The 21,629-nt window shown below is 66.2% G+C and carries 23 protein-coding genes and 1 pseudogene; 13 read left to right on the top strand and 11 right to left on the bottom strand.

What is annotated here, in order from left to right:
* Window positions 1-115: 115 nt before the first annotated feature.
* The 4 genes from Talka_RS07030 to Talka_RS07045 form a co-directional block, all read right to left on the bottom strand.
* Window positions 116-451, bottom strand: a complete 336-nt coding sequence (locus tag Talka_RS07030) for a DUF4212 domain-containing protein (protein WP_143890410.1) — start codon at window positions 449-451, stop codon at window positions 116-118.
* A gap of 56 nt (window positions 452-507) precedes the next feature.
* A complete protein-coding gene (gene pyk / locus Talka_RS07035; protein WP_143890411.1) occupies window positions 508-1,941 on the bottom strand; it encodes a pyruvate kinase in 1,434 nt (477 codons plus the stop codon).
* Between the two features lie 209 nt (window positions 1,942-2,150).
* On the bottom strand, window positions 2,151-2,552 hold the full coding sequence (locus Talka_RS07040) for a type II toxin-antitoxin system HicB family antitoxin (protein WP_143890412.1): 402 nt from the start codon (window positions 2,550-2,552) through the stop codon (window positions 2,151-2,153).
* Window positions 2,553-2,555: 3 nt separating this feature from the next.
* A complete protein-coding gene (locus Talka_RS07045) occupies window positions 2,556-2,750 on the bottom strand; it encodes a type II toxin-antitoxin system HicA family toxin (protein ID WP_143890477.1) in 195 nt (64 codons plus the stop codon).
* 139 nt (window positions 2,751-2,889) lie between these two features.
* On the opposite strand from Talka_RS07045, the gene Talka_RS07050 reads away from it, so the two are divergent.
* Complete coding sequence (locus Talka_RS07050) at window positions 2,890-6,165, top strand: class I SAM-dependent DNA methyltransferase (RefSeq protein ID WP_143890413.1); 3,276 nt, start codon at window positions 2,890-2,892, stop codon at window positions 6,163-6,165.
* On the opposite strand, the gene Talka_RS12295 is transcribed toward Talka_RS07050, so the two are convergent.
* The 3 genes and pseudogenes from Talka_RS12295 to Talka_RS12300 all read right to left on the bottom strand — a co-directional run.
* Window positions 6,053-6,289 (bottom strand): ImmA/IrrE family metallo-endopeptidase, encoded by a 237-nt coding sequence (locus tag Talka_RS12295; protein ID WP_425472645.1) that lies wholly within the window; start codon window positions 6,287-6,289, stop codon window positions 6,053-6,055. The two genes, Talka_RS07050 and Talka_RS12295, sit on opposite strands and share 113 nt — an antisense overlap.
* The gene (locus Talka_RS11985) at window positions 6,190-6,954 is read right to left on the bottom strand and encodes an integrase core domain-containing protein (RefSeq protein ID WP_246100612.1); all 765 of its coding nucleotides are present in this window, start codon (window positions 6,952-6,954) and stop codon (window positions 6,190-6,192) included. Before Talka_RS11985 ends, Talka_RS12295 begins: the two co-directional genes overlap by 100 nt.
* A 122-nt stretch (window positions 6,955-7,076) precedes the next feature.
* Window positions 7,077-7,304 (bottom strand): annotated as a pseudogene (locus Talka_RS12300) (helix-turn-helix domain-containing protein); the annotation flags it as partial.
* A gap of 113 nt (window positions 7,305-7,417) precedes the next feature.
* On the opposite strand from Talka_RS12300, the gene Talka_RS07065 reads away from it, so the two are divergent.
* From Talka_RS07065 to Talka_RS07090, 6 genes are all read left to right on the top strand, one after another.
* Entirely contained in the window at window positions 7,418-7,879 is a 462-nt protein-coding gene (locus Talka_RS07065) for a hypothetical protein (protein WP_143890415.1), read from the top strand.
* Between the two features lie 108 nt (window positions 7,880-7,987).
* The gene (locus Talka_RS07070; RefSeq protein ID WP_143890416.1) at window positions 7,988-8,242 is read left to right on the top strand and encodes a FeoA family protein; all 255 of its coding nucleotides are present in this window, start codon (window positions 7,988-7,990) and stop codon (window positions 8,240-8,242) included.
* Window positions 8,239-10,155 (top strand): ferrous iron transporter B, encoded by a 1,917-nt coding sequence (gene feoB / locus Talka_RS07075; RefSeq protein WP_143890417.1) that lies wholly within the window; start codon window positions 8,239-8,241, stop codon window positions 10,153-10,155. Before Talka_RS07070 ends, feoB begins: the two co-directional genes overlap by 4 nt.
* Window positions 10,156-10,458: 303 nt before the next feature.
* The gene (locus Talka_RS07080) at window positions 10,459-10,752 is read left to right on the top strand and encodes a hypothetical protein (RefSeq protein ID WP_143890418.1); all 294 of its coding nucleotides are present in this window, start codon (window positions 10,459-10,461) and stop codon (window positions 10,750-10,752) included.
* A gap of 27 nt (window positions 10,753-10,779) precedes the next feature.
* Window positions 10,780-11,169 carry a hypothetical protein gene (locus Talka_RS07085; RefSeq protein ID WP_143890419.1) on the top strand — a complete coding sequence of 130 codons (390 nt, stop codon included), beginning with the start codon at window positions 10,780-10,782 and terminating at the stop codon, window positions 11,167-11,169.
* Window positions 11,170-11,248: 79 nt separating this feature from the next.
* Window positions 11,249-11,521 carry a DUF2061 domain-containing protein gene (locus Talka_RS07090; RefSeq protein WP_143890420.1) on the top strand — a complete coding sequence of 91 codons (273 nt, stop codon included), beginning with the start codon at window positions 11,249-11,251 and terminating at the stop codon, window positions 11,519-11,521.
* A gap of 15 nt (window positions 11,522-11,536) precedes the next feature.
* On the opposite strand, the gene Talka_RS07095 is transcribed toward Talka_RS07090, so the two are convergent.
* Window positions 11,537-12,088: a winged helix DNA-binding protein gene (locus tag Talka_RS07095; RefSeq protein ID WP_143890421.1), complete on the bottom strand. Its 552-nt coding sequence runs from the start codon at window positions 12,086-12,088 to the stop codon at window positions 11,537-11,539.
* 210 nt (window positions 12,089-12,298) lie between these two features.
* On the opposite strand from Talka_RS07095, the gene Talka_RS07100 reads away from it, so the two are divergent.
* Genes Talka_RS07100 through Talka_RS07125 form a run of 6 tightly spaced genes read left to right on the top strand, consistent with a single transcriptional unit; the run spans window position 12,299 to window position 17,709 of the window.
* The gene (locus tag Talka_RS07100; protein WP_143890422.1) at window positions 12,299-13,276 is read left to right on the top strand and encodes a TRAP transporter substrate-binding protein; all 978 of its coding nucleotides are present in this window, start codon (window positions 12,299-12,301) and stop codon (window positions 13,274-13,276) included.
* 22 nt (window positions 13,277-13,298) lie between these two features.
* Window positions 13,299-13,811 carry a TRAP transporter small permease gene (locus Talka_RS07105; protein WP_143890423.1) on the top strand — a complete coding sequence of 171 codons (513 nt, stop codon included), beginning with the start codon at window positions 13,299-13,301 and terminating at the stop codon, window positions 13,809-13,811.
* Between the two features lie 19 nt (window positions 13,812-13,830).
* Complete coding sequence (locus Talka_RS07110; RefSeq protein WP_143890424.1) at window positions 13,831-15,129, top strand: TRAP transporter large permease; 1,299 nt, start codon at window positions 13,831-13,833, stop codon at window positions 15,127-15,129.
* Window positions 15,102-15,887 (top strand): 5-oxoprolinase subunit B family protein, encoded by a 786-nt coding sequence (locus tag Talka_RS07115; protein WP_221933867.1) that lies wholly within the window; start codon window positions 15,102-15,104, stop codon window positions 15,885-15,887. Before Talka_RS07110 ends, Talka_RS07115 begins: the two co-directional genes overlap by 28 nt.
* Window positions 15,884-16,951 (top strand): 5-oxoprolinase subunit C family protein, encoded by a 1,068-nt coding sequence (locus Talka_RS07120; protein ID WP_143890425.1) that lies wholly within the window; start codon window positions 15,884-15,886, stop codon window positions 16,949-16,951. Before Talka_RS07115 ends, Talka_RS07120 begins: the two co-directional genes overlap by 4 nt.
* Complete coding sequence (locus Talka_RS07125; RefSeq protein WP_143890426.1) at window positions 16,948-17,709, top strand: LamB/YcsF family protein; 762 nt, start codon at window positions 16,948-16,950, stop codon at window positions 17,707-17,709. The genes Talka_RS07120 and Talka_RS07125 overlap by 4 nt, the downstream gene beginning before the upstream one ends.
* A 16-nt stretch (window positions 17,710-17,725) precedes the next feature.
* Here Talka_RS07125 and eutC read toward each other — a convergent pair whose 3' ends face one another.
* From eutC to eat, 3 genes are read right to left on the bottom strand one after another with little or no spacing between them, the layout of a single operon-like run.
* On the bottom strand, window positions 17,726-18,589 hold the full coding sequence (gene eutC, locus Talka_RS07130; protein WP_143890427.1) for an ethanolamine ammonia-lyase subunit EutC: 864 nt from the start codon (window positions 18,587-18,589) through the stop codon (window positions 17,726-17,728).
* A complete protein-coding gene (locus Talka_RS07135; RefSeq protein ID WP_143890428.1) occupies window positions 18,582-19,988 on the bottom strand; it encodes an ethanolamine ammonia-lyase subunit EutB in 1,407 nt (468 codons plus the stop codon). The genes eutC and Talka_RS07135 overlap by 8 nt, the downstream gene beginning before the upstream one ends.
* A gap of 21 nt (window positions 19,989-20,009) precedes the next feature.
* Window positions 20,010-21,419: an ethanolamine permease gene (gene eat, locus Talka_RS07140; RefSeq protein ID WP_143890429.1), complete on the bottom strand. Its 1,410-nt coding sequence runs from the start codon at window positions 21,417-21,419 to the stop codon at window positions 20,010-20,012.
* Window positions 21,420-21,629: the final 210 nt, after the last annotated feature.

The raw sequence follows: 21,629 nt of genomic DNA on the forward strand, positions 1-21,629 counted from the left end.
ATGGTAGCGTAGCGCTCGACGCCGGGCGGCCAAGAAAAAAGCCGCCATGGCGTCACGGCGGCCCCAAGACCGCCAGGCAAGGCCCAGAAAGCCCGGCGGGCAACTGCAGGTCATGCTAGCTTAACCGATCGACGGCCTGGGACGGTGAACCAACCGCTGTGACGCCGTCCATAGGGCTGGGTGCAGACTCAGCAGCGCGCAGCCAAGCTTGATCCAGCCGGTTCATCGCCCGCGCATACAAGGCGATGATCAGCACATACACCCCCAGCGCCCCTTGAGCGCCGACCCAAAAACTAAACGGCCAGCCCAGAAAGTCAACATTCAACTGCCGCGCAGCGTAAGCCACACCAAACGTGACACCGGCCCACAGCACCAGCGAGCCGACCACCCAAAGGCGATGTTGCCGGCGGTGACGCTGTTGCACTTCGGGGCTGGGAACCACACCGCGCATCATGCCGCTAACCAAGCCAATCTGGTTCGACGCTGGCCGCAGAGCAGACCCGGCTTTTACGCCACCGTGCCGACTTTGAGCATGTTGGTGCCGCCCGGCTGGCCCAGCGGCTCACCGGCGGTGATGACGTAGCGGTCGCCGGCTTGCAGTGCGCCGTGCGCCTTGAGCTGCTGCACCGCCTGTTCCAGCGCGGTGTCGCGGTCGGCGCTGCCGCCAACGCTGTGCACCGCGTGCACGTTGCGAAACAGCGCCAGCTTGCGCGCGGTGGCCAGGTTGGGCGTCATCGCGTAAATCGGGATGTCGATGGTGTGGCGGCTCATCCACAGCGGCGTGGAGCCCGAAGCCGTCAACGCGATGATGGCGCGCGCTTGTAGATGGGAGGCGATGAACAGCGCCCCCAGCGCAATCGATTGGTCGATGCGCTCGAACGTTTTGCCGATGAAATCATGATCCAGCGCGTCGTGATACGCCTGCTCGGCCGCTAGGCAAATGCGCGCCATCTCCTGCACCGTCTGCAGCGGGTATTTGCCAGCGGCGGTTTCGGCGCTGAGCATCACCGCGTCGGTGCCGTCCAGCACGGCGTTGGCCACGTCGCTGACCTCGGCGCGCGTCGGGATCGGCGCGTGGATCATGCTCTCCATCATCTGCGTGGCGGTGATGACCAGCCGGTCGTGCTCGCGCGCCAGGCGGATCATGCGCTTTTGCAGCGCCGGCACGGCGGCGTTGCCGACTTCCACCGCCAGGTCGCCGCGCGCCACCATGATGCCGTCGCTGGCCTGCAGGATCGCCTCCAGCTCGGGGATGGCCTCGGCGCGCTCGATCTTGGCGATCAGGCCCGGGCGGTGGCCGTCGCGCGCGGCCTCCTCGCACAGCCGGCGCGCCAGCCGCATGTCGTCGGCGTTCTTTGGAAAGCTGACCGCCACGTAGTCGGCCTGCAGCGCCATCGCGGTGGCGATGTCGGCCATGTCCTTGGGCGTGAGCGCCGGCGCCGTCAGCCCTCCGCCGCGCTTGTTGATGCCCTTGTGGTTGGACAGCTCGCCGCCCGTGACCACGCGCGTGTGCACCGCCGCGCCCTCCACGCGCTCGACGCGCAGCTCGATCAGCCCGTCGTTGAGCAGCAGCACGTCTCCCGGCGCCACGTCGCGCGGCAGCTCCTTGTAATCCAGCCCCACCGCGTGCTCGTCGCCCGGCTCGGTGCGCGCGGCATCCAGCGTGAAGGCGGCGCCTTCCACCAGCGTCACCTTGCCGTGCGCGAACTTGCCGACCCGGATCTTGGGCCCCTGCAGGTCGGCCATCACGGCCACTTCCTTGCCGACGCGGGCAGCGGCCTCGCGCACCGCGGCGGCGCGACGGCGATGGTCGTCCGCCGTGCCGTGCGAAAAGTTGAGCCGCACCACATCCACGCCGGCGCGGATCATGGCCTCCAGCAGTTCGGGCGTATCGCTGGCCGGGCCCAGCGTGGCGACGATCTTGGTGGCGCGCAGCGGCATGGCGGTCGGTCTCCTCGGGTGATTTGGGCGCGCAGCGTACCCTGAGTCGGTAACAAAATTACGACAGTCATTGTAGCGTCGCGCGCCCGCCGCGGCGGCGACACGGCCGGCTCGGCGAGGTCACGGGCCTGGGGGCTGGACGAAGCGTCCCAGCCGCCCACCATCGAAATCGTGCGCAGCTACGGCGCTGGGGCGTGATGCGGACTCGTTCAGCTTGCCTGCATGGCCCGCTGCGCGGCCTGCGCCAGAAAGCCCGAGCGCGTCATGCCGTGCGCGCGGGCGTACTCGTCCACACGCGCCAGCAGCCGGCGTGGCAGGGTGATGTTGATCTTCTCGGCCTTGCCCTCGAAGCGCGACGTGTCCACCTCCACCAGACCCCAGACCCAGCCGGCGAACTGCGGATCGGCCTGCCAGTGATCCAGCGGACGCGGCAGCGGGATGTCGCGTCCGTCTTCGGCCAGCAGCTCCAGATGGGCCTCGATGGCCTCCACGGCGTTGGCAAACGCCTGCTCGGCGGTATCGCCAGCGGAAAAGCACCCCGGCAGATCGGGCACGACCACGCCCCATGCCGTCGTGTCGGTGCCGGGTTCCAGCGCGATGGGGAATTTCATGGTTCAGCTCCTTCGGTCAGGTATGCCGGCTTGCTTGAGCAGCTTGTGCACAAGCCCTGCGCCGAGGTCCTTCTTCGGATGCGGGACGCTGAGGTGGCCGGGTCGATCCGCATGCCGAAAGATGGGGTGACTGCCCTTGACGGCGCGCAGCGTCCAGCCGTGCGCCTCGAGCAGCCTGATGAGTTCCCGGCTGTTCACGGTGTGGATTGTATCCACCAAAGCCCGAACGATCAACACCATACACACCTAGGACCTGCATCGTCATCCCGCCCTTGCGATTGCACCCAAGCCCGCAGGCCGACAAGAAAGCCCCGGCCCGCGATGCTACCCTTGCGCCATGACCCCGCAGGCCTTCATCGCCAAATGGTTCGCCGGCGGCGCAGCCGACGGCCTCTCGGAGCGCGCCGGCGCGCAGGCGCATTTCATCGACCTGTGCCGGCTGCTGGACGTGCCCGAGCCCGCCGACCCCGACGCCTGCTGCTTCGAGCGGGGCCTGAAGAAAACCGGCGGCGCAAGCGGCTGGGCCGATGTGTGGAAGCGCGGCTGCTTTGCCTGGGAATACAAGGCGCCTGGGCGCGATCTCGCCGCCGCGCTGCGCCAGCTCATGACCTACGCGCTGGCGCTGGACAACCCGCCGCTGCTCATCGTCAGCGACCGCCAGCGCATCGAAATCCACACCCACTTCACCGGCACGCCCAGCGAATGCCACGTCTTCGAGCTACACGACCTGCTCGATGCGCGGCAGCGCCAGCGCCTGCGCTGGGCCTGGACGGAGCCCGAGCGCTTTCGCCCCAGCCGCACCACGCAGGACGTCACCGCCTCCGCCGCCGCGCGCTTTGCCGAGCTGGCGCAGCGGCTCACCGCGCGCGGCCACGACCCACAGGCGGTGGCGCACTTCCTCATCCAGTGCCTCTTCTGCCTCTTTGCCGAAGACGCGGGGCTTTTGCCCGCGCGGCTTTTTGAGCGCATCCTCGACAAAAGCGCCGCCGCGCCGGACAAGCTTGCGCCGCGCCTGGCCGAGCTCTTTGCCGCCATGCGCTTGGGCGGCGACTTCCTGCTGGAAGACATCGCCTGGTTCAACGGCGGGCTGTTCGAGACGATTGCCCCGCTGCCGCTTTCCGCCGAGGATGCGGCCATCCTGCGCGAGGCCGCGCGCATGGACTGGTCGCAGATCGAGCCCTCGATCTTTGGCACGCTGTTTGAGCGCGGGCTGGACCCGGCCAAGCGCAGCCAGCTCGGCGCGCACTACACCGACCCGGCCACGATTGCCAAGCTCATCGACCCGCTGATCGTGCAGCCGCTTTCCCGCGAATGGGCCGCCGCCCGCGCCGTCATCGAGCGGGAGATGGCCCGCTACGCCGCCGGCGGCAGGGGCTCGCACACCGCCCGCCAGGCCGCGCAGGCGGCCTTCCTCGGCTATCTGGAGCGGCTGAAAAACTTTCGCGTGCTCGATCCGGCCTGCGGCTCGGGCAACTTCCTGTATCTGGCGCTGCGCGCGCTCAAAGACCTGGAGCACCGCGCCAACCTGGACGCCGAGGCGCTGGGCCTTGAGCGCCAGCTCGGCATCGAGACGAGCCCCGCCAACGTGCTCGGCATCGAACTCAACCCCTACGCCGCGGAGCTGGCGCGCGTCACGGTGTGGATCGGCGAAATCCAGTGGATGATGAAGCACGGCTACCCGATCCGCCGCGACCCCATTCTGGCGCGGCTCGATCACATCGAATGCCGCGACGCGCTGCTGGCCCCCGACGGCGGCGAAGCCGAGTGGCCCGAGGCCCACGTCATCCTCGGCAACCCGCCGTTTCTGGGCGACAAGAAGATGCGCGCGGAACTGGGCGACGCCTACACCGAGCGGCTGCGCCAGACTTACGCGGGCCGCGTGCCGGGCGGGGCGGACCTCGTCACCTACTGGTTCGAGAAGGCGCGCGCGGCCATCGAGGCTGGGCGGGCGAGCCGCGCGGGGCTGGTGGCCACCAACTCCATCCGCGGCGGGGCCAACCGGCGGGTCTTGGATCGTATCCTTGACAGCGCCAAGGCCCGATCCAACAATCCTGGCGATCACTACGGTGACCTTCGACACCCTGGAGCTGACCCGCATCCTGAAGGAAGCGGGGCTGCCGCCGGAGCAGGCCGAGGCGGTGGTGCGCGCCATCGTCCGCTCGCAGGAGGGCATGGTGACCCGCGACTATCTGGACATCCGGCTGGCCGAGCTGAAAACCGACCTCATCAAGTGGATGACGGGGGCGCTGGTCGCCCAGGCGGCGGTGATCGCGGCGCTGGTCAAGCTGCTCTGACGATCTTCGAGGCCTGGAGCGACGAGCCCTGGTTCAACGACGGCGCGGCGGTGCGGGTGTCGCTGGTGTGCTTTGGCCGCCACGACGGGCCCGCGCGGCTGGATGGGCGGGAGGTGGCGGCGATTCATGCCGACCTCACGGCGGCGCAGGGGCAAGAGGCGGGGCTGGACCTGACGCGGGCGGTGCCGCTGGCGGAAAACAAGGGTGTGGCCTTTCAGGGGCCGGTGCTGGTCGGGCCGTTTGAGATTGAGGGCGACGTGGCGCGCGCCTGGCTGGCAGCCCCCAACCCGCACGGACGACCCAACAGCGACGTGCTGCGGCCGCTGACCAATGGCAAGGACATCACCGCGCGCAGCCGCGGCCTTTGGGTGGTGGACTTCGCCGCGATGAGCGAAGCCGACGCAAGCCTCTACGAACTGCCGTTCGAATACGTGCGCCAGCACGTCAAGCCGATGCGGGACAACAACCGCGACGCCTCACGCCGTAGCCGTTGGTGGCTGCACGGTCGGCTTGGCACGGACTGGCGCGCCGCAACCGCAAGCCTGCCGCGTTACATCGCGACAACACGTGTTGCCAAACACCGCACTTTTGTGTGGTTTCCGTCGGTATGCTGGCCATCTGACGCTGTCGTCGCCATCGCCCGCGCCGACGACGCCACCTTCGGCATCCTGCACAGCCGCTTTCACGAACTCTGGTCGCTGCGGCTGGGCACGTCGCTTGAGGATCGGCCCCGCTACACCCCCACCACCACCTTCGAGACCTTCCCCTTCCCGCCGGGCTTGACGCCTGCCGACACCGCGCACCAGCAAACCGAAACGCTCGCGGACGGCGCGCGCATCCCGGCTGATCTTCCGCCCGAGGCGCGCCCCGGCGCCGAGGCCATCGCCCGCGCCGCGCATCGGCTCCACACCCTGCGCGAAGCGTGGCTCAACCCGCCCGAGTGGGTGCAGTGGCAGCGCACGCCCGAGGAGGAGGCCGCCGGCTTTCCGTCCCGGCCCGTGCCGAGGCCCGGCTTTGAGGCGCAGCTCAAAGCCCGCACGCTCACCCACCTCTACAACCAGCGCCCGGCGTGGCTGGCGCAGGCGCACGAAGCGCTCGATGCGGCGGTGGCCGCCGCCTACGGCTGGGCCGACTACACCCCCGCCATGCCCGACGAGGAAATCCTTGCGCGCCTGCTCGCCCTCAACCGCGCGCGCCGGCCATCGGTCATAGTGCCGAGAAGAGCCCAAGCTTATGCACACGCCAATGCATCGCCGCCTGCGAGACGTCGAACATGCGGGCAAGCCCCTCCAGCGTCTCGGCCAAGCCCTCCTGCATGACGAAGCGCAGCGCATCGGCCGGCATCAGGATGGCGGCGGCAAACGCGTTGGCTTCGCGCTCCTGTCCGCCAGCCGCCAGCGTGAACGAGTCCGGCGCATTGTATGAGTCCACCACCTTTGGCACTCGGGGTGGTGTTGGAGCAGGCATGATAGTGGGGGCCTCTGTCCGAGGCGATGGTGTGGACGCTGGGCGTTGTAGAAGACGAGCCAGTTGGCCAGTTTCTGGTTGAAGAGGGCCAAATCCGTCAAGAGCAGGTCCTCGTGGTCGTCGACGAAGGACTCCTGCACGGTGCGGTTGAAGCGCTCGACGTGCGCCTTCATCTTGGGGGAGTTGGGGTAGGTGTAGCAGCGCTGGATGCCATGCTGCTTGAGCAGCTTGGCAAAGCCGGCTTCGAACTCGGAGCCGTTGTCTGACAGCACCACCTTGGGTTTGGCGGGCAGCAGCGACAGGATGGCGGCCATGGCCGCCTCGGTGTGGCAGGCGGCCTTGCTGGGCAAGGCCACGGCCAGGCCGAAGGCGCTGGCTGGATCGATGCAAGTCAGGATAGAGCGGCGCAGGCCATCGTGCACGCGCTCGACGGTGTCCACCGCCAGGCACTGCAGCGGCGCGGGGCGCGCCCCGCGGGGCTTGCGCGATTTGCGCTGGCGGCGCACGGGCTTGGGGCGGCCGCGGCGGTCGATGCGCGCTGGCGCATGGCGCATCTTATCGGCGGCTGAGGCGATGATGCGCCCGATGGTGGAGACCGAAGGCAGCTGCAGGCCATGCTGGCGGCGCCAGGGCTCAAGCAACGCGTGCAGGCAAGGCCCAAGCCGAGATTGGGGTAGAGCCTGCGCAGATGGCGGATTCTGTGCACCAGGCGCGGATCATGGTGGCTCTGGCGCACCTGATGGGGCCGGCAGGACTTGGCCGCTAGCGCTGCGGGGTTGCCGCCGGCCTGGTGCAGCCTTTGGCACCAGCGATACAGCGTGCGCTCGGACACGCCAAAGGCATCGATGGTGGCCGCCAGCCCGTGCCGATCCCAGAAATGCAGGATACGCAGCCTTTGTTGGGCATCCTTGGGGGTCATCTCCCCAAGATGCCCCAAGTGCGCTACCCGGTCAAAGCCCCGGATGCCGTATCCGATGCGATGAACCTGCATGGCCTTGCTCCTTCGTCGAAGGAGTGCCAAAGGTGTCTGAGCTCATGCAGCCGCTCACCCGGCGAACCTGTTCATCCTGACCTGACCGCATCCGCCCGCCACCATCGGCTGGCATGGATGCATCGCGACTGCACACCCTGACGTTTGCCGTGCGGCCTGCCGAGCGGGCCGAGGGCGGGCCGCTGCGCTTCGAGGGCATCGCCTACTCCGGCGGCGTGGTGCCGGCCTACGGCTGGCACGGCGACGTGGTGATCGATCTCGCGGGCCTCAAGAACGCCGACGGCGACGAGCTTCCGGTGCTGGTGGACCACCAGGCCAGCGTCGATGCCATTGCCGGCAAGGGCCGCATCTATCGCTTTCGCCAGCCCGATGGCACGACCGGCCTGCGCATCGAGGGCGAGGTGATCGACGCCACCGATGCGGGCCGCCAGATCGCCGCGCTGCTGAAGGCGGACTTCCCGCTGCAGATGTCGGTGGGCATGAGCGCCAACTTCCGCGAGGTCACCGAGCCGCTCGCGGTCAACGGGCGCCAGGTGCGCGTCTCTAACATAACAAACACAACTCATTCTCATTGAGTTTCGTTACAATGCCAACCACGGGTTTGGGCTTCAAGCCGCGCCGAGGCCGCTGGTTGGCTGTCCGCATGTGCCCCCTGCCTGCCCGTTGCCGATGGAGGTGAATCGATGCAGCGCGCCACGCTTGATCAATGCCCTCAAGCTCAGCCCTACCGCGTCGCGGCGGTGCACGCGCCGCAGCCGGCGCCGCATTGGGCGCAGCAACTGGCGGAGCTTGGTTTTTTGCCGGGTGAGCCGGTCATGCTGATGGCGCGCGCCCCCGGCGGCGATCCCGTGGTGGTGCGGGTGGGAGCGAGCACCTACGCCCTGCGCCGCGCCGAGGCGGCGTGCGTTGAAGTGGTCGCCGCGAGCGCTTCGGCATGAGCCTGACCTGTCACGCGCGGCCCGCCCAAGGCACGGCACAGCCGATCCATTTCCACCGTGGCGAGCCGCTGGTGGCGCTGGTGGGCACGCCCAACTGCGGCAAGACGGCGCTGTTCAACGCCTTGACCGGCAGCCGGCAGAAAGTGGCCAACTACGCCGGGGTGACGGTGGAGCGCAAGGAAGGGCTGTTCGTCGCCGCCGATGGCCGCAAGCTGCGCATCTTGGATCTGCCCGGCATCTACAGCCTCAGCCCGCGCTCGCCGGATGAGCGGGTCACGGTGGAGGTGCTGCGCGGCCAGGCCCGCGGTGAGCGGCGGCCCGACCGCGTGATCTGCGTGGTGGATGCCACCAACCTGCGCCGCAACCTGCGGCTGGTGTTGGCGGTCAAGCGGCTGGGCATCCCCTGCGTGGTGGCGCTCAACATGGTGGATTTGGCCGAGCGCCGCGGCATCGCCATCGATGTGCCGCGGCTGGCCGCGGAACTGGGGGTGCCGGTGGTGCCGACGGTGGCGGTGCGCAAGGACGGCACGCAGGCGCTGCGCGCGTGGCTGCAAGCGCCGGTGGACGAATGGGGCGCCGCCGCCGCGCCGCAGGCTGAAACATTCGCCACGCTCGAGGCCGACCACGACGCCGTGCAGCGCATTCTGTCCACACTGGGTTTGGATCGGCACCTGCCGCCGACGCGCTCGGATCGCATCGACCGCGTGGTGCTGCACCCGGTGTGGGGGCTGGCGCTGTTGGCACTGGTGCTGTTCCTCATGTTTCAGGCGGTGTTCGCCTGGGCCGAAGCGCCGATGGAGTGGATCGAATCGGCCATGGCGTGGCTTGGCGAGGCGGCCACCGACGCGCTGCCGGCGGGGTGGCTGACCAGCCTGTTGGTGGAGGGCGTCATCGCCGGGGTCGGTGCGGTGTTGGTGTTTTTGCCGCAGATCCTGATTCTGTTCTTTTTTATCCTGGTGCTGGAGGAGTCGGGCTACCTGCCGCGCGCAGCCTTTTTGCTCGACCGCTTCATGGCCAGCGTGGGGCTGTCGGGCCGCTCGTTCATCCCGCTGCTGTCGTCGTTTGCGTGCGCGGTGCCGGGCATCATGGCCACGCGCACCATCGCCAACCCGCGCGATCGGCTGCTGACCATCATGATTGCGCCGTTGATGACCTGCTCGGCGCGGCTGCCCGTCTATGCGCTGTTGATTGGCGCCTTCATCCCCGAGCGCACGGTGGCCGGCCTGTTCGACTTGCGGGGGCTGGTGCTGTTTGGCCTGTATCTGGCGGGGATTGCCAGCGCGATGGCCGTGGCTTGGCTGGTCAAGCGGGTGACCGACCGTCATCTGCCGCGGCCACTGATGATGGAGCTGCCCGCCTACCACTGGCCAGCACTGCGCAACATCGCCATCGGCCTTTGGCAGCGCGCGGAGATCTTTTTAAAGCGTGTCGGCAGCGTCATCCTGGCGCTGACCGTGCTGATGTGGTTCCTGGCCAGTTTTCCGGCGCCGCCGCCGGGCAGCAGTGCCCCAGCGATCGAAACCAGCCTGGCCGGCACGCTGGGCCGCTTGCTGGCGGTGGTGCTGGAGCCGATTGGGTTCAACTGGCAGATCAGCATCGCCCTGGTGCCGAGCATGGCCGCACGCGAGGTGGCGATTTCGGCGCTCGCCACGGTGTATGCCCTGTCGGCCAGCGGCGACGACACCGCGCAAGCCCTCACGCCGCTGATCGCCGAAAACTGGAGCCTGGCCACGGGGCTGTCGTTGCTGACGTGGTTTATCTTTGCCCCGCAGTGTCTTTCGACCTTGGCTGCGGTGCGCCGCGAAACCGGCAGCTGGAAATGGGTCGGCGTGATGGCGCTGTATCTGTTTGGCTTGGCGTGGCTCGCCTGCTACGCCGTGTATCACCTCGCCGTGGCGCTCGGCTGGGGCTGAATCGACTTTGCCGCTGTGTCCAGCCTTCGTGGTCACGTAGCCCTAGCTGGGCGCTGGCCCTGCGAGGGCTAGGGTTTGGCGTGTGCCGTAGGGGGCGCTCGCCTCTGTCTTTAGCGGGGCGAAGCGACACCACGCGGCTTTTTACCCCTTGCTTGTCAAGTTCAGAACCACCTAGGGGCTCATTCATGATTGCAAACACGAATGATTATCGTTATAGTTTGATAAGAGGCACGTGCGTGTCCAGGCCCGTCCGCGTCTCGGTCAGCCAGCTTGAGTTGACAACTTCGTTGAGGAGCTTGATCCATGACCACCTTTCACCGCTTGACGCCCCTGGAGCCTTTGTTGGCGGGCACCTTGGCGCTGATGCACCACTTGGCCACCCGTGACGCCCAGCGCCCGCCCTGTCCCTACGCCGCGCACAAGCTGGCGCTCAACTTGCATCGGCTGGCCAATCATCCGGCCCTGTCGGAGCCGATGGCGGCGGTGCTGGAGCGTTTGTCGGCGGCGTGGCGGGAGCGCGCGCACGCGGCAGCCTTCGCCACGCAGGCCGAAGATAGCGACCCCGCATCCGGCCCGGCCCACAGCCGCTTGCATTGAAGCGCGGCTGAACCCAAGGGTAGAGCGATGACGGCCTTAACGGAGGAATACCTGGTGCTGTGCCGTCAATGGGCGCGCGCACAGCGTCATGCCGAGCACGGATTGCGGCTGTGGCAGCAGCAGTGTCAAGCTCTGGAGCGTGACGTGATTCGCTTGCGCGGGCGCTTGCTGGCGGTGCGCACCGCGCTGCTGTGGGGTCTGCCGGTCGCGCTCAGTTGGACCTCGACCGCCACCGCACGCATGGTTCAGACCCTGGCGTCACCCCAAGCGCCAGAGCAGGCGGCCCGCGTGCTGTGCCGTGTAGGCTGCCAAGGCCACGCCCATCCAGCTTTGGATGCAGACGGCAGTTGTCGCTGGCATGGCGGGGCTTGCGCCGCAGCGACGGAGGTTAACGCTCAGACTCAATCTATCGGATAAAGAGAATCGATTGCATTTACAGGTGTCTGCTGCTACCTTAAGGGCTCAGAAGCCAGACCCTTTTGTGAAGGAGCCCGACATGGCCCGCCTACGCCGAATCGCCCAAACCCACCGCCTCGCCTTGATGAAAACCGCCACTTACTACGTGATGCACATTACGGTGGCGATGGCGGTGGCCTACGCCGTCACCGGCAGCTGGCTGGCCGCGCTGACGCTGAGCCTGCTGGAGCCGACCGTGCAGGCGGTGGCCTATTTCTTCCACGAGCGGGCATGGGCGCGGGTGGAAAACAGGCGGGCTGACGCATCGGCAGTCGGCCTAACACCCCAAGCTGCGTGCGGCACGTCCGGGTGACAAGCATCCGCGGCCTTACCCATAAGCAGTGGCCGCTCGCGCCGCCTGGTCGTAGCGGCCGCTGAGCTGGCGCAGCGTGCGCGCCACCTCCGCCAGGCGGCGGTTTTCCTCCGGTGCGCCGGAAAAGCCCGGCATCAGACACGCCTCGCGTACCGCGCGGTAGCGCAGGCAAAGCGCGTGGCCGGCATCGGTGGTGGCGTAGAACACTTCTTTGCCGCGCTTGGTGCCAGCCACCAGCCCCATGCCCTGTAGCTTACGCACCGAATAGGACACCACGTGCGCGTCCTCGATGTTGAGCACAAAGGCGATATCCGCCAGGCGCTTCGGGGTGCGGCGATGGTTGATGTGGTGCAGCACCAGCACGTCGGTAGGCGTCATGTCCTTGACGCCGGCGGCGCCCATGCAGCGAATTAGCCAGCGCTGAAACGCATGCGCCGCGATGATCAGACCGAACTCAAATTCCGATAGTTCGGGTGACTTCTCTGAAATCAAGTGAGCCGACGATACGATGGGCCGATCCGGCGCTGGAGACTCCTCGTTGGATGACAAAGAGGCAGAAGGTTTCATGGCAGCGGCGCTAGGCGTCATGAGAGCGAATCCTAGCCTGTTGGGCTTGATCAGCGCCAGCTTTAGGGATATCCCTAGTCTCGCTTCGTCAAGAAAACGTTTATGTTTTCTACACAACGTTTGATGATTTTATTGTGCTCCCTCTTGAGAAAGTTCAAGAAGGTTACTGCCAGACCTTGGGTTACCCCTCTACGACAGGAGAAGCAAACCATGCGCGCCACCCTTGCCTCCTTCGCCGCCGCCGCGACGCTCGCGCTGGCCCACGCCACCGCCGCCGCCCAGAGCGTCAAGTGGGACATGCCCACCGCCTACCCGGCCGGCAACTTCCATACCGCCAACATCCTGATGTTCGCCAAGGACGTCGAGCGCGCCAGCGGCGGCAAGCTCTCGATCACCGTGCACGAGAACGGCTCGCTGTTCAAGGCGCCGGAGATCAAGCGCGCCGTGCAGAGCGGCCAGGCGCAGATCGGCGAGGTGCTGATCTCCAACTTCTCCAACGAGAACCCGCTGTTCGGCGTCGACTCGATCCCGTTCCTGGCCACCAGCTATGCTGACGCGCGCAAGCTGTGGCAGGTGTCACGCCCGGCCATCGAAGCAGCGCTGAACAAGCAAGGCTTGAAAGTGTTGTATGCCGTGCCGTGGCCGCCGCAGGGCATCTTCAGCGCCAAGTCAATTGAGTCTGTGGCTGATCTTAGAGGCGTCAAATGGAGGGCCTACAACCCCAACACCAGCCGCATTGCGCAGCTGGTGGGCGCGCAGCCGGTGACGATTCAAGCTGCCGAGTTGACGCAAGCCCTGGCCACTGGCGCGGTCAGCGCCTTCATGACCTCCGGCGCCACCGGCTATGACAGCAAAGTTTGGGAGCAGATCAAATATTTCTATGATGTCGCGGCTTGGCTGCCTAAAAACGTAGTGTTTGTGTCGAAACGGGCCTTCGATGCGCTGGACAAGCCGACCCAGCAGGCGCTGCTGAAGGCTGCGGCCGACGCCGAGGCGCGCGGCTGGCGCGAGAGCGAGGAGAAGACCGCCTGGTATCTGGAGCAGCTGCGCAGGAACGGCATGACGGTGAGCAAGGGCTCGCCGCAGCTGCAGGCCGATCTGCGCAAGATCGGCGAGACGATGATCGAGGAGTGGACGCGCCAGGCCGGGGCCGAGGGCGCGGCGGTGCTGGCCGCCTACCGCAAGTGACGGCGACGTGCCCGAGCCGGCGATGAAGGCGCTGGACCGCCTGTTCGACCTCGCCGCTTGGCTGGCGGCGGGTTTTCTGATCGGCACGCTGGCGATGGTGCTGCTCGGCATCGCCGGGCGGCTCTGGCCCGCGCTGGCGCTGCCCGGCTCCGACGCCTATGCCGGCTACTGCATGGCTGCGGCGGCGTTCCTGGCGCTGGCGCCGACGCTGCGCCGCGGCGAGCACATCCGCGTGATGCTGGTGTTGCAGCGCCTGCCGGTGCCGGCGCGGCGCGCGCTGGAGCTGGCGGTGCACGCGGTAGGTCTGGCGCTGGCCGGCGGGCTGGCGTGGTTCTCGCTGCGGCTGGTGTGGCAGAGCCACGCCTTCCACGACATCTCCACCGGGCTGGACGCCACGCCGCTGTGGATTCCGCAGCTCGGCATGGCAGCGGGCACCGTGCTGCTGGTGCTGGCGCTGGCGGTGCAGTTCGTCGAACACCTGCGCGGCCAGCCCGCGCCCGCTGCGCCGGGCGACGAGCCCGCACGCATCGAATGACGCGGCGGGGGACACGGCCATGGACTTGCTCATTACCGGGGTGTTGATCGGCGCCTTGCTGCTGCTGTTGGCCGCCGGGGTCTGGATCGGCCTGGCGCTGATCGGCGTGGCCTGGATCGGCATGGCGCTGTTCACCCAGCGCTCGGTCGGCGACGCGATGGCGTTGACCATCTGGGGCTCGGCCTCGTCGTGGACGCTGACGGCGCTGCCGCTGTTCATCTGGATGGGCGAGATCCTGTTCCGCACCCGGCTGTCGGAGGATCTGTTCCGGGGGCTGGCGCCATGGCTGCAGCGCCTGCCGGGGCGGCTGCTGCACACCAACATCCTGGGCAGCACGCTGTTTGCGGCGGTGTCGGGCTCGTCGGCGGCCACCTGCGCCACGGTCGGCAAGATGACCCTGCCCGAACTGCAGCGCCGCGGCTATCCCGACGCGCTGAGCCTGGGCACGCTGGCCGGTGCCAGCACGCTCGGGCTGCTGATCCCGCCGTCGATCATCATGATCGTCTATGGCGTGACGGCCGAGGTGTCGATCGCGCGCCTGTTCGTCGGTGGCATCGTGCCGGGGCTGCTGCTGGCCGCGCTGTTCATGGGCTACGTGATCGTCTGGTCGCTGCTGCACCCGCAGGCCATCCCGCCAGAACACCAGCGGCTGAGCCTGGCGGAAAAGCTGCGCGCCAGCCGCCACCTGCTGCCGGTGCTGCTGCTGATCGGCGGGGTGCTCGGCACCATCTACACCGGGATTGCCACCGCCACCGAGGCGGCGGCAGTCGGCGTGGTCGGCGCGCTGCTGATCGCCGCGGCGCAGCGGGCGCTGACCTGGGCGACCCTTCGCGACAGCCTGCTGGGTGCGGTGCGCATGTACTGCATGATCGCGCTGATCCTGGCCGGCGCGGCCTTCCTGACGCTGGCGATGGGCTACTTGGGCCTGCCGCGCCATGTGGCGGCGTGGATCGGCTCACTGGGGCTGCAGCCCTGGCAGCTCATCGCCGCTCTGGCGCTCTTTTTCATCGTGTTGGGCTGTTTTCTGGACGGCATCTCGATCGTCGTGCTGACGATGGGCGTGCTGCTGCCGACCGTGCAGGCCGCCGGGCTGGACCTGATCTGGTTCGGCATCTTCGTCGTCGTGGTGGTGGAGATGGCGCAGATCACGCCGCCGGTGGGCTTCAACCTGTTCGTGCTGCAGGGCATGACCGGGCGGCAGGTGACGGAGCTGGCCCGCCACGCAGCGCCGATGTTCGTCATCATGGTGCTGGCGGTGGTGCTGCTGACCGTCTTTCCGGAGCTGGTGACGTGGCTGCCGCAGCGCATGGCGGGCTGAGTCCCGCGCCGCGCCTGCTGCCGCTGGGCGACGCGGCCTGGACGGTGGAATTCGGCGCGGCGATCGATGCGGCGCTGCACGCGCGCGTGCTGGCGCTGGAGGCCGCGGTGTGCGCCGCGCGTGCCAGCGGCGCGCCGCCGTGGGACGCGGTGCAGGACGTGGTGCCGACCTTCCGCTCGCTAACCGTGCACTACGACCCGCTGGCCGGCGATGGCTTGGCGTTGGGGCAGGCGCTGTTGCTGCTCGCGCAGCAGGCGGGCGCGGCGCCGCCGCGCGGGCGGTGCTGGACGCTGCCGGCCTGCTTCGAGGAGACGCTGGCGCCGGACCTGGCAGCGCTGGCGGCGCGGCAGGGGCTCACCCCCGCCGCGGTCGTCGAGCAGCTGCTCAGCATGGAGCTGCGCGTCTACCAGATCGGCTTCATGCCGGGCTTTCCGTACATGGGCGGGGTGCCGCCGGCGCTGCAGGTGCCGCGCCTGCCCACGCCGCGCAAGGCGGTGCCGGCGGGATCGATCGCGCTGGCTGGCGCGATGGCGGCGGTCTACCCGTGGGAAAGCCCCGGCGGCTGGCACCTGGTGGGCCGCACGCCGGTGCCGTTGTGGGACCTGCGCCGTGACCCGCCGGCGCTGCTGGCCAGCGGCGACGTGGTGCGCTGGCGCGCCATCGACGCCGCCGAATACGAACGGCTGCGGCAGGCCGCGCAGCGCGGGGCGCTGAACGTGGCCGCCTGGTGCGGCGCGCCCGCGGAGGCCGCCGCGTGAGCGCGGTGCTCGAGGTGCTTGACGGCGGCGTCGGCGCCACGGTGCAGGACCTGGGCCGCCGCGGACGGCGCCACTGGGGCGTGGCGCTGGCCGGGGCGCTGGATCCGTGGTGGGCGCGCGCCGCCCACGCGCTGCTGGACAACCCGCCCGAGGCGGCGCTGCTGGAGCTGCGCCTGCTGGGACCGCGCCTGCGCGCTGGGGGGGCCGCCGTGCGCGTGGCGGTGGTGGGGGACGTGCCGGCCACGGTGGAGCGCGCCGCCGGCGCGCGGCAGCCGCTGCCCGGCTGGTGCAGCGTGACGCTGCAGCCCGGCGACGCGCTGCGCCTGGGCGCGGTGCAGGGGCTGGCCTACGTGGCGGTGGCCGGCGGCCTCGACGTGCCGCCGGTGCTGGGCAGCCGCGCCACCCACGAGCGCACCGCGATGGGCGGGTTGCAGGGCCGGATGCTGCGCAGCGGCGACCGGCTGCCGTGCGCCGCGGCGGACGCCGACCGCGGCGTCGAGTGCCGCGCCGACCCCTTGCCGGACGACGACGGCCCGATCCGCGTGCTCTGGGGCCCGCAGGACGACCACTTCACCCCGGCGGCGCGGACGTTGCTGCTGCAGGCCGACTGGCGCCTCACGCCCGAGCGCGACCGCATGGGCATGCGGCTCGCGGGCCCGCCGCTTGAGCACCTGACCCCGGCGCATGCCGACATCGTCTCCGACGGCGTGGCGCCCGGCGCGATCCAGGTGCCGGCCAGCGGCCAGCCGATCGTGCTGCTGGCCGACGCGCAGACCGTGGGCGGCTACCCGAAGATCGCCACCGTCATCCAAGCCGACCTGGGCCGGCTGGCGCGCTGGCCGGCGGCGCGGCCGCTGCGCTTTGCGGCGGTGACGCTGGAGCAGGCGCGCGCGGCCCTGCACGCGCGCCAGTCGGCTTGGGCCGCGTGGGCGGCGCGGCGGCGCGCGTGGCGCCCGCCCGGGTACCTGGACGAGGCGCGGCTGCATGGCGCCAACCTGATCAGCGGCGTGCTGCGCGCTGCGCTCGACGACGCCCCGTGGGCGGGGCTGGAGGATGGAGGATGACCCCCCGAACCCCTTGCGTGGACCTCAACGCCGACTTGGGCGAGAGCTTCGGCGCCTGGACGATGGGCGACGACGAGGCGCTGCTGGCCATCGTCGGGCGCGCCAACGTCGCCTGCGGCTTTCACGCCGGCGACCCGCTGGTGATGCGCCGCACCGTGCGGCTGGCGCGCGAGCGCGGCGTGGCCATCGGCGCCCATCCGGGCTTTCCGGACCTGCAGGGCTTCGGCCGCCGGCGCATGGACCTCGATCCCGAGGAGTTGCAGGCGCTGCTGATCGTCCAGATCGGCGCGCTGGCCGGCGTGTGCCAAGCTGAAGGGGTGCGGCTGGCGCACGTCAAGCCGCACGGCGCGCTCAACAACATGGCCTGCGCCGACGAGGCGCTGGCGCGCACCGTGGTCCAGGCGGTGCGGGCCTACGACCCCGCGCTGCCGCTGCTGGCGCCGGCGTGCTCGGCGCTGGAGCGCGCGGCGCTCGCACTGGGCCAGCCGCTGCTGCGCGAGGTGTTCGCCGACCGCGCCTACCAGGACGACGGCCAGCTGGTGCCCCGCCGCGAGCCGGGCGCCGTGCTGCACGACCCGGAGGAGGCGGTGGCGCACGTGCTGGCGATGCTGCAGGCCGGCGGCCTCATCACCCGCGGCGGGCGCGTGCTGCCGACGCCAATCGACAGCGTCTGCGTGCACGGCGACGAGCCGCAGGCGGTGCAGACCGCGCGCCGGCTGCGCGCGGCGCTGGTGCAGCGGGGTTGGCTGCGCGTTTGAAACGGAGCAGCCCCGATCACGACCGAAGCACGGCCTCGGTTGCCGAAGCCGTGCCGCCTAAGCAATGCTGCGCAGAAGTCCCACTGATAAGGGGCAAACCACTGTGATCTTTAAGGGTGACCCCAGTTGCGCCCAGCCGAAACGCTTCTCGAAGCAACCAAGCAAACCGCAGCGCGGCGATGTTGGGCTGTTGGCCCTGAGGTCGGATATTTGAAATGCAATTTCTCTGGGCATCGACGCAGCCGACGCGAGGCTGAAATGTCATATAAAGCCCAATGCTATCGGGTGAACTCAGGCCAGGACGTTCGCCAATGATCACGACAGCCATGCGTGCTTGAAGAACTTCGCCAACTTCATCTCCCAACGCTACGCGAGCTTGGGTTGCGATAACAAGGGGGGCTATAACAAATTCACGCTCAATCATCTGGCGGATATGGAACAGTAAAGACGGAGCATGCTGTTGGATCCCACTGGACGACAAGCCGTCAGCCAATATAAAAACGACGTCTGCGCGCCCTGATTTAAGCTGATATTCTTCTAACAGCTGTCGGCTGGCGAGGTCAAGTCGCCGGCCGAGGTCAGGTCGCAGCAAATATTGCGATCGGTCTCGAGCTTGGGAGCGAACTGTGATCATGTTATTCCATCCGCTGGAAACCAACTCCTGCCGAAGGCAATCGATATCCAGAGGGTTGTGAACGGCATCCCTTGCCTGTGCATGCGCAGCGTCAAACCGTAGAATTTCCGCGGTCGTAAGCGAGCTCCCGGTTCGTTTTAAACCAATACGGGCCGGCGTGAGTCGGCGTAAATCAGACCAATTGAGCGAAGGAGGCGTTTTGCCTTCGTCGGGGACGATTTGAGAATCTATTAATTTGTCAGCCATATCCGGCAGCCTCCATTGCGGGCCAAAACGAAAAGGAAAGTTTTTTCAGCGTGCGCTCTGCGCCTAAAACACGTCCGTGCCGATCAACCCACCCCTGTTCGTCAAGCCACTTTTCAAATTCTGGCGCGCGCCTCAATCCGAGAAGATCTCGAACAGCCAAGGCATCATGAAATGAAGTGCTCTGGTAATTTAACATGACATCGTCGGCCCCGGGGACGGTTATGATAAAATTAATGCCAGCAACGCCAAGGAGCACCAGCAAGTTATCCATGTCATTTTGGTCCGCCTCGGCATGATTGGTGTAGCAAATATCACAACCCATGGGCAGCCCTAAAAGTTTCCCGCAAAAATGATCTTCTAATCCTGCTCGGGTAATTTGCTTGCCATCATATAGATATTCGGGGCCAATAAAACCAACAACGGTGTTGACGAGCAACGGTTGATAGCGCCGGGCCACGGCATAAGCTCTGGCTTCGCATGTTTGCTGATCGACCCCGTGATGAGCGCTGGCTGATAAGGCGCTTCCCTGTCCAGTCTCAAAATACATCACATTGTTGCCGACGACTCCCCGCTGTAAGGCTAACGCCATTTCATAAGCCTCATCTAAAATGGCTAATGTAATTCCAAAAGAGCGGTTCGTGTCTTCCGTGCCCCCTATCGATTGAAAAACTAAATCGACCGGGGCGCCAAGACGCATGGCCTCCATAGTGTTGGTGATATGCGTCAAAACACAGGTTTGGGTAGGAATCTTTCCTTTCTCTATTATTTCGGCTAAAACGTGATTTAATCTGACAAGGTCGGGAACGCTGTCCGAAGCCGGATTGACTCCAATGACTGCGTCGCCCGCTCCCAGTATTAATCCGTCGAGAATGACCGCGGCAATGCCGAATGGATCATCGGTCGGGTGATTGGGTTGAAGACGGGTTGCCATGTGCCCTCGTAAACCTAGTGTGTTGCGAAACGCCGTGACAACTTCGCATTTGCGGGCGACGATAACCAAATCCTGGTTGCGCATGAGCTTGCTAACCGCTGCAACCATTTCAGGTGTTAAGCCCATGCGGAGTTTTTTTAACGCCTCGCTGCTCGCTTCTTCGCTCAATAGCCAATCCCGAAATTCTCCGACCGTCATGTCAGCAACCGTTGCAAAAGCTGCTTTGTCATGTTGATCGAAGATCAACCGAGTGACTTCGTCTTTTTCATAAGGTATTAGCTCTTCTTCGAGAAACCTGCTTAATGGAACCTCGGCTAGCGCCATTCTGGCGGCCACTCGCTCCTGTTCGCTGGCTGCTGCAACGCCGGCCAAGCAATCGCCTGAGCGCAAGGGGCTAGCTTTCGCCAAAACTTCCCGTAACGTTCCAAAAACATATTGCTGGGTGCCTAAGCGAGCGCGATACCGCATCTTATCGTCCTACCTTAAGGTTTATTCAGATACGGAGGAATGGGAGCGTCCTGTTAGAAGCTCGTCATGTGGAGCCTGAGCACGTTGTCGCTCGGTGAGGCGGAAATAGCCGTAACCTGCAATTAGAAGCAGCAGAAAAACGACTGCAAGCTCAAAATTAAAATAAACAACAGCCGCCAGGCATACGATCCCGCCAGCCAGCGCGATGGCCGGAAAAACCGGGTAGAAGGGAGCTTTGAAAGGCCGCCGCAAATTCGGCTCAGTTTTTCTCAGGCGAAACAAAGCCGCCATCGAAACGATATACATGACCAAAGCGCCGAGGACGGCCATGGTCACGATATTGGCTGTTAACGGTTGACCGCCGAAAGTAATCCACTCATCACTGTAGATGGCGGCAATTCCAACGACACCGCCTGCGATAAGAGCTCTGACTGGTGTGCGAAACCGTGGGTGAACTTTGGAAAAATAGCGAGGAAGATAGCCGGCTCGAGCGAGCGCAAAAATTTGTCTGGAATAGCCTAGGATGATTCCATGGAATGACGCAATAAGCCCAAACAACCCGATCCAGACAAGCATGTGAAGCCAAACGCTCCCATGGCCAACAACGATTTTCATGGCTTGAGGAAGCGGGTCATTGATGTTCGAAAGCTCGCGCCAGTCGCCAACTCCGCCCGCCATGATCATGACCAAAAACGCGAGAGCGACCAGCGTGAGGATGCCAGCGATGTAAGCGATTGGGATCGTCCGACGAGGATCCTTAGCTTCCTCAGCGGCCATTGCGGCCCCTTCAATAGCAAGGAAAAACCATATGGCAAACGGGATCGCGGCGAAAATTCCAGCCCAAGTCGCGGCTGTAAAAGTATTCGATCCAGCCCAGCCGTTTGCGACAAAATTGCTCAGCGACCAGCCGGGCGCCACGACTCCGGCAAACACCAAGAGTTCAATAACAGCCAGGAGCGTTACAAACAGCTCAAAGGTGGCGGCGATGGTTACTCCTAGAGCATTTAGGGTGATGAAAATTATATAGGCTCCGACCGCGGCAATTTTAGGATCCAAACTAGGAAATTGAACGTTCAAGTAGGCACCTATCGCAAGGGAGATGGCTGGTGGCGCAAAAACGAACTCAACCAAAGTGGCAAAGCCCGCGATGTATCCTCCGGTGGGTCCGAAAGCCCGGCGAGCATAGGCAAAAGGGCCTCCAGCATGCGGAATAGCTGTTGAGAGTTCGGTAAAACTGAAAATAAAGGTGGTGTACATCAATGCGACAAATGTCGTCGCGATTAAAAACCCCAGCGTTCCCGCGCTGGCCCAGCCATAGCTCCATCCAAAATACTCTCCGGAGATAACGAGCCCTACCGCGATGCCCCATAGCGGCAGGGCGCCGAGCACCGGTTTGAGCTCACGTGTAACTTGGGAGGTCGTGGTACTCATGGTAATCGAGATTCCGTTGATACCCGAATGGCTCGGGCAGCCGGATATCATCATCGACAAGGACGCGTGAGGCGGCTATCCCAGGTCGGAAAAAGTCAGCTGAGGCAGCTTTTTTTGCCGAAATGGGATAGCGATCTAAGGGAAAGCCCCATGGCCAAGACTGGCATGAACCTTGATAGTGAGAACCCCCGTAAGAAGATAAGGGCGCCG

Origin of the sequence: Tepidimonas alkaliphilus, assembly GCF_007556595.1 — a bacterium.
GTDB lineage: Bacteria > Pseudomonadota > Gammaproteobacteria > Burkholderiales > Burkholderiaceae_C > Tepidimonas > Tepidimonas alkaliphila.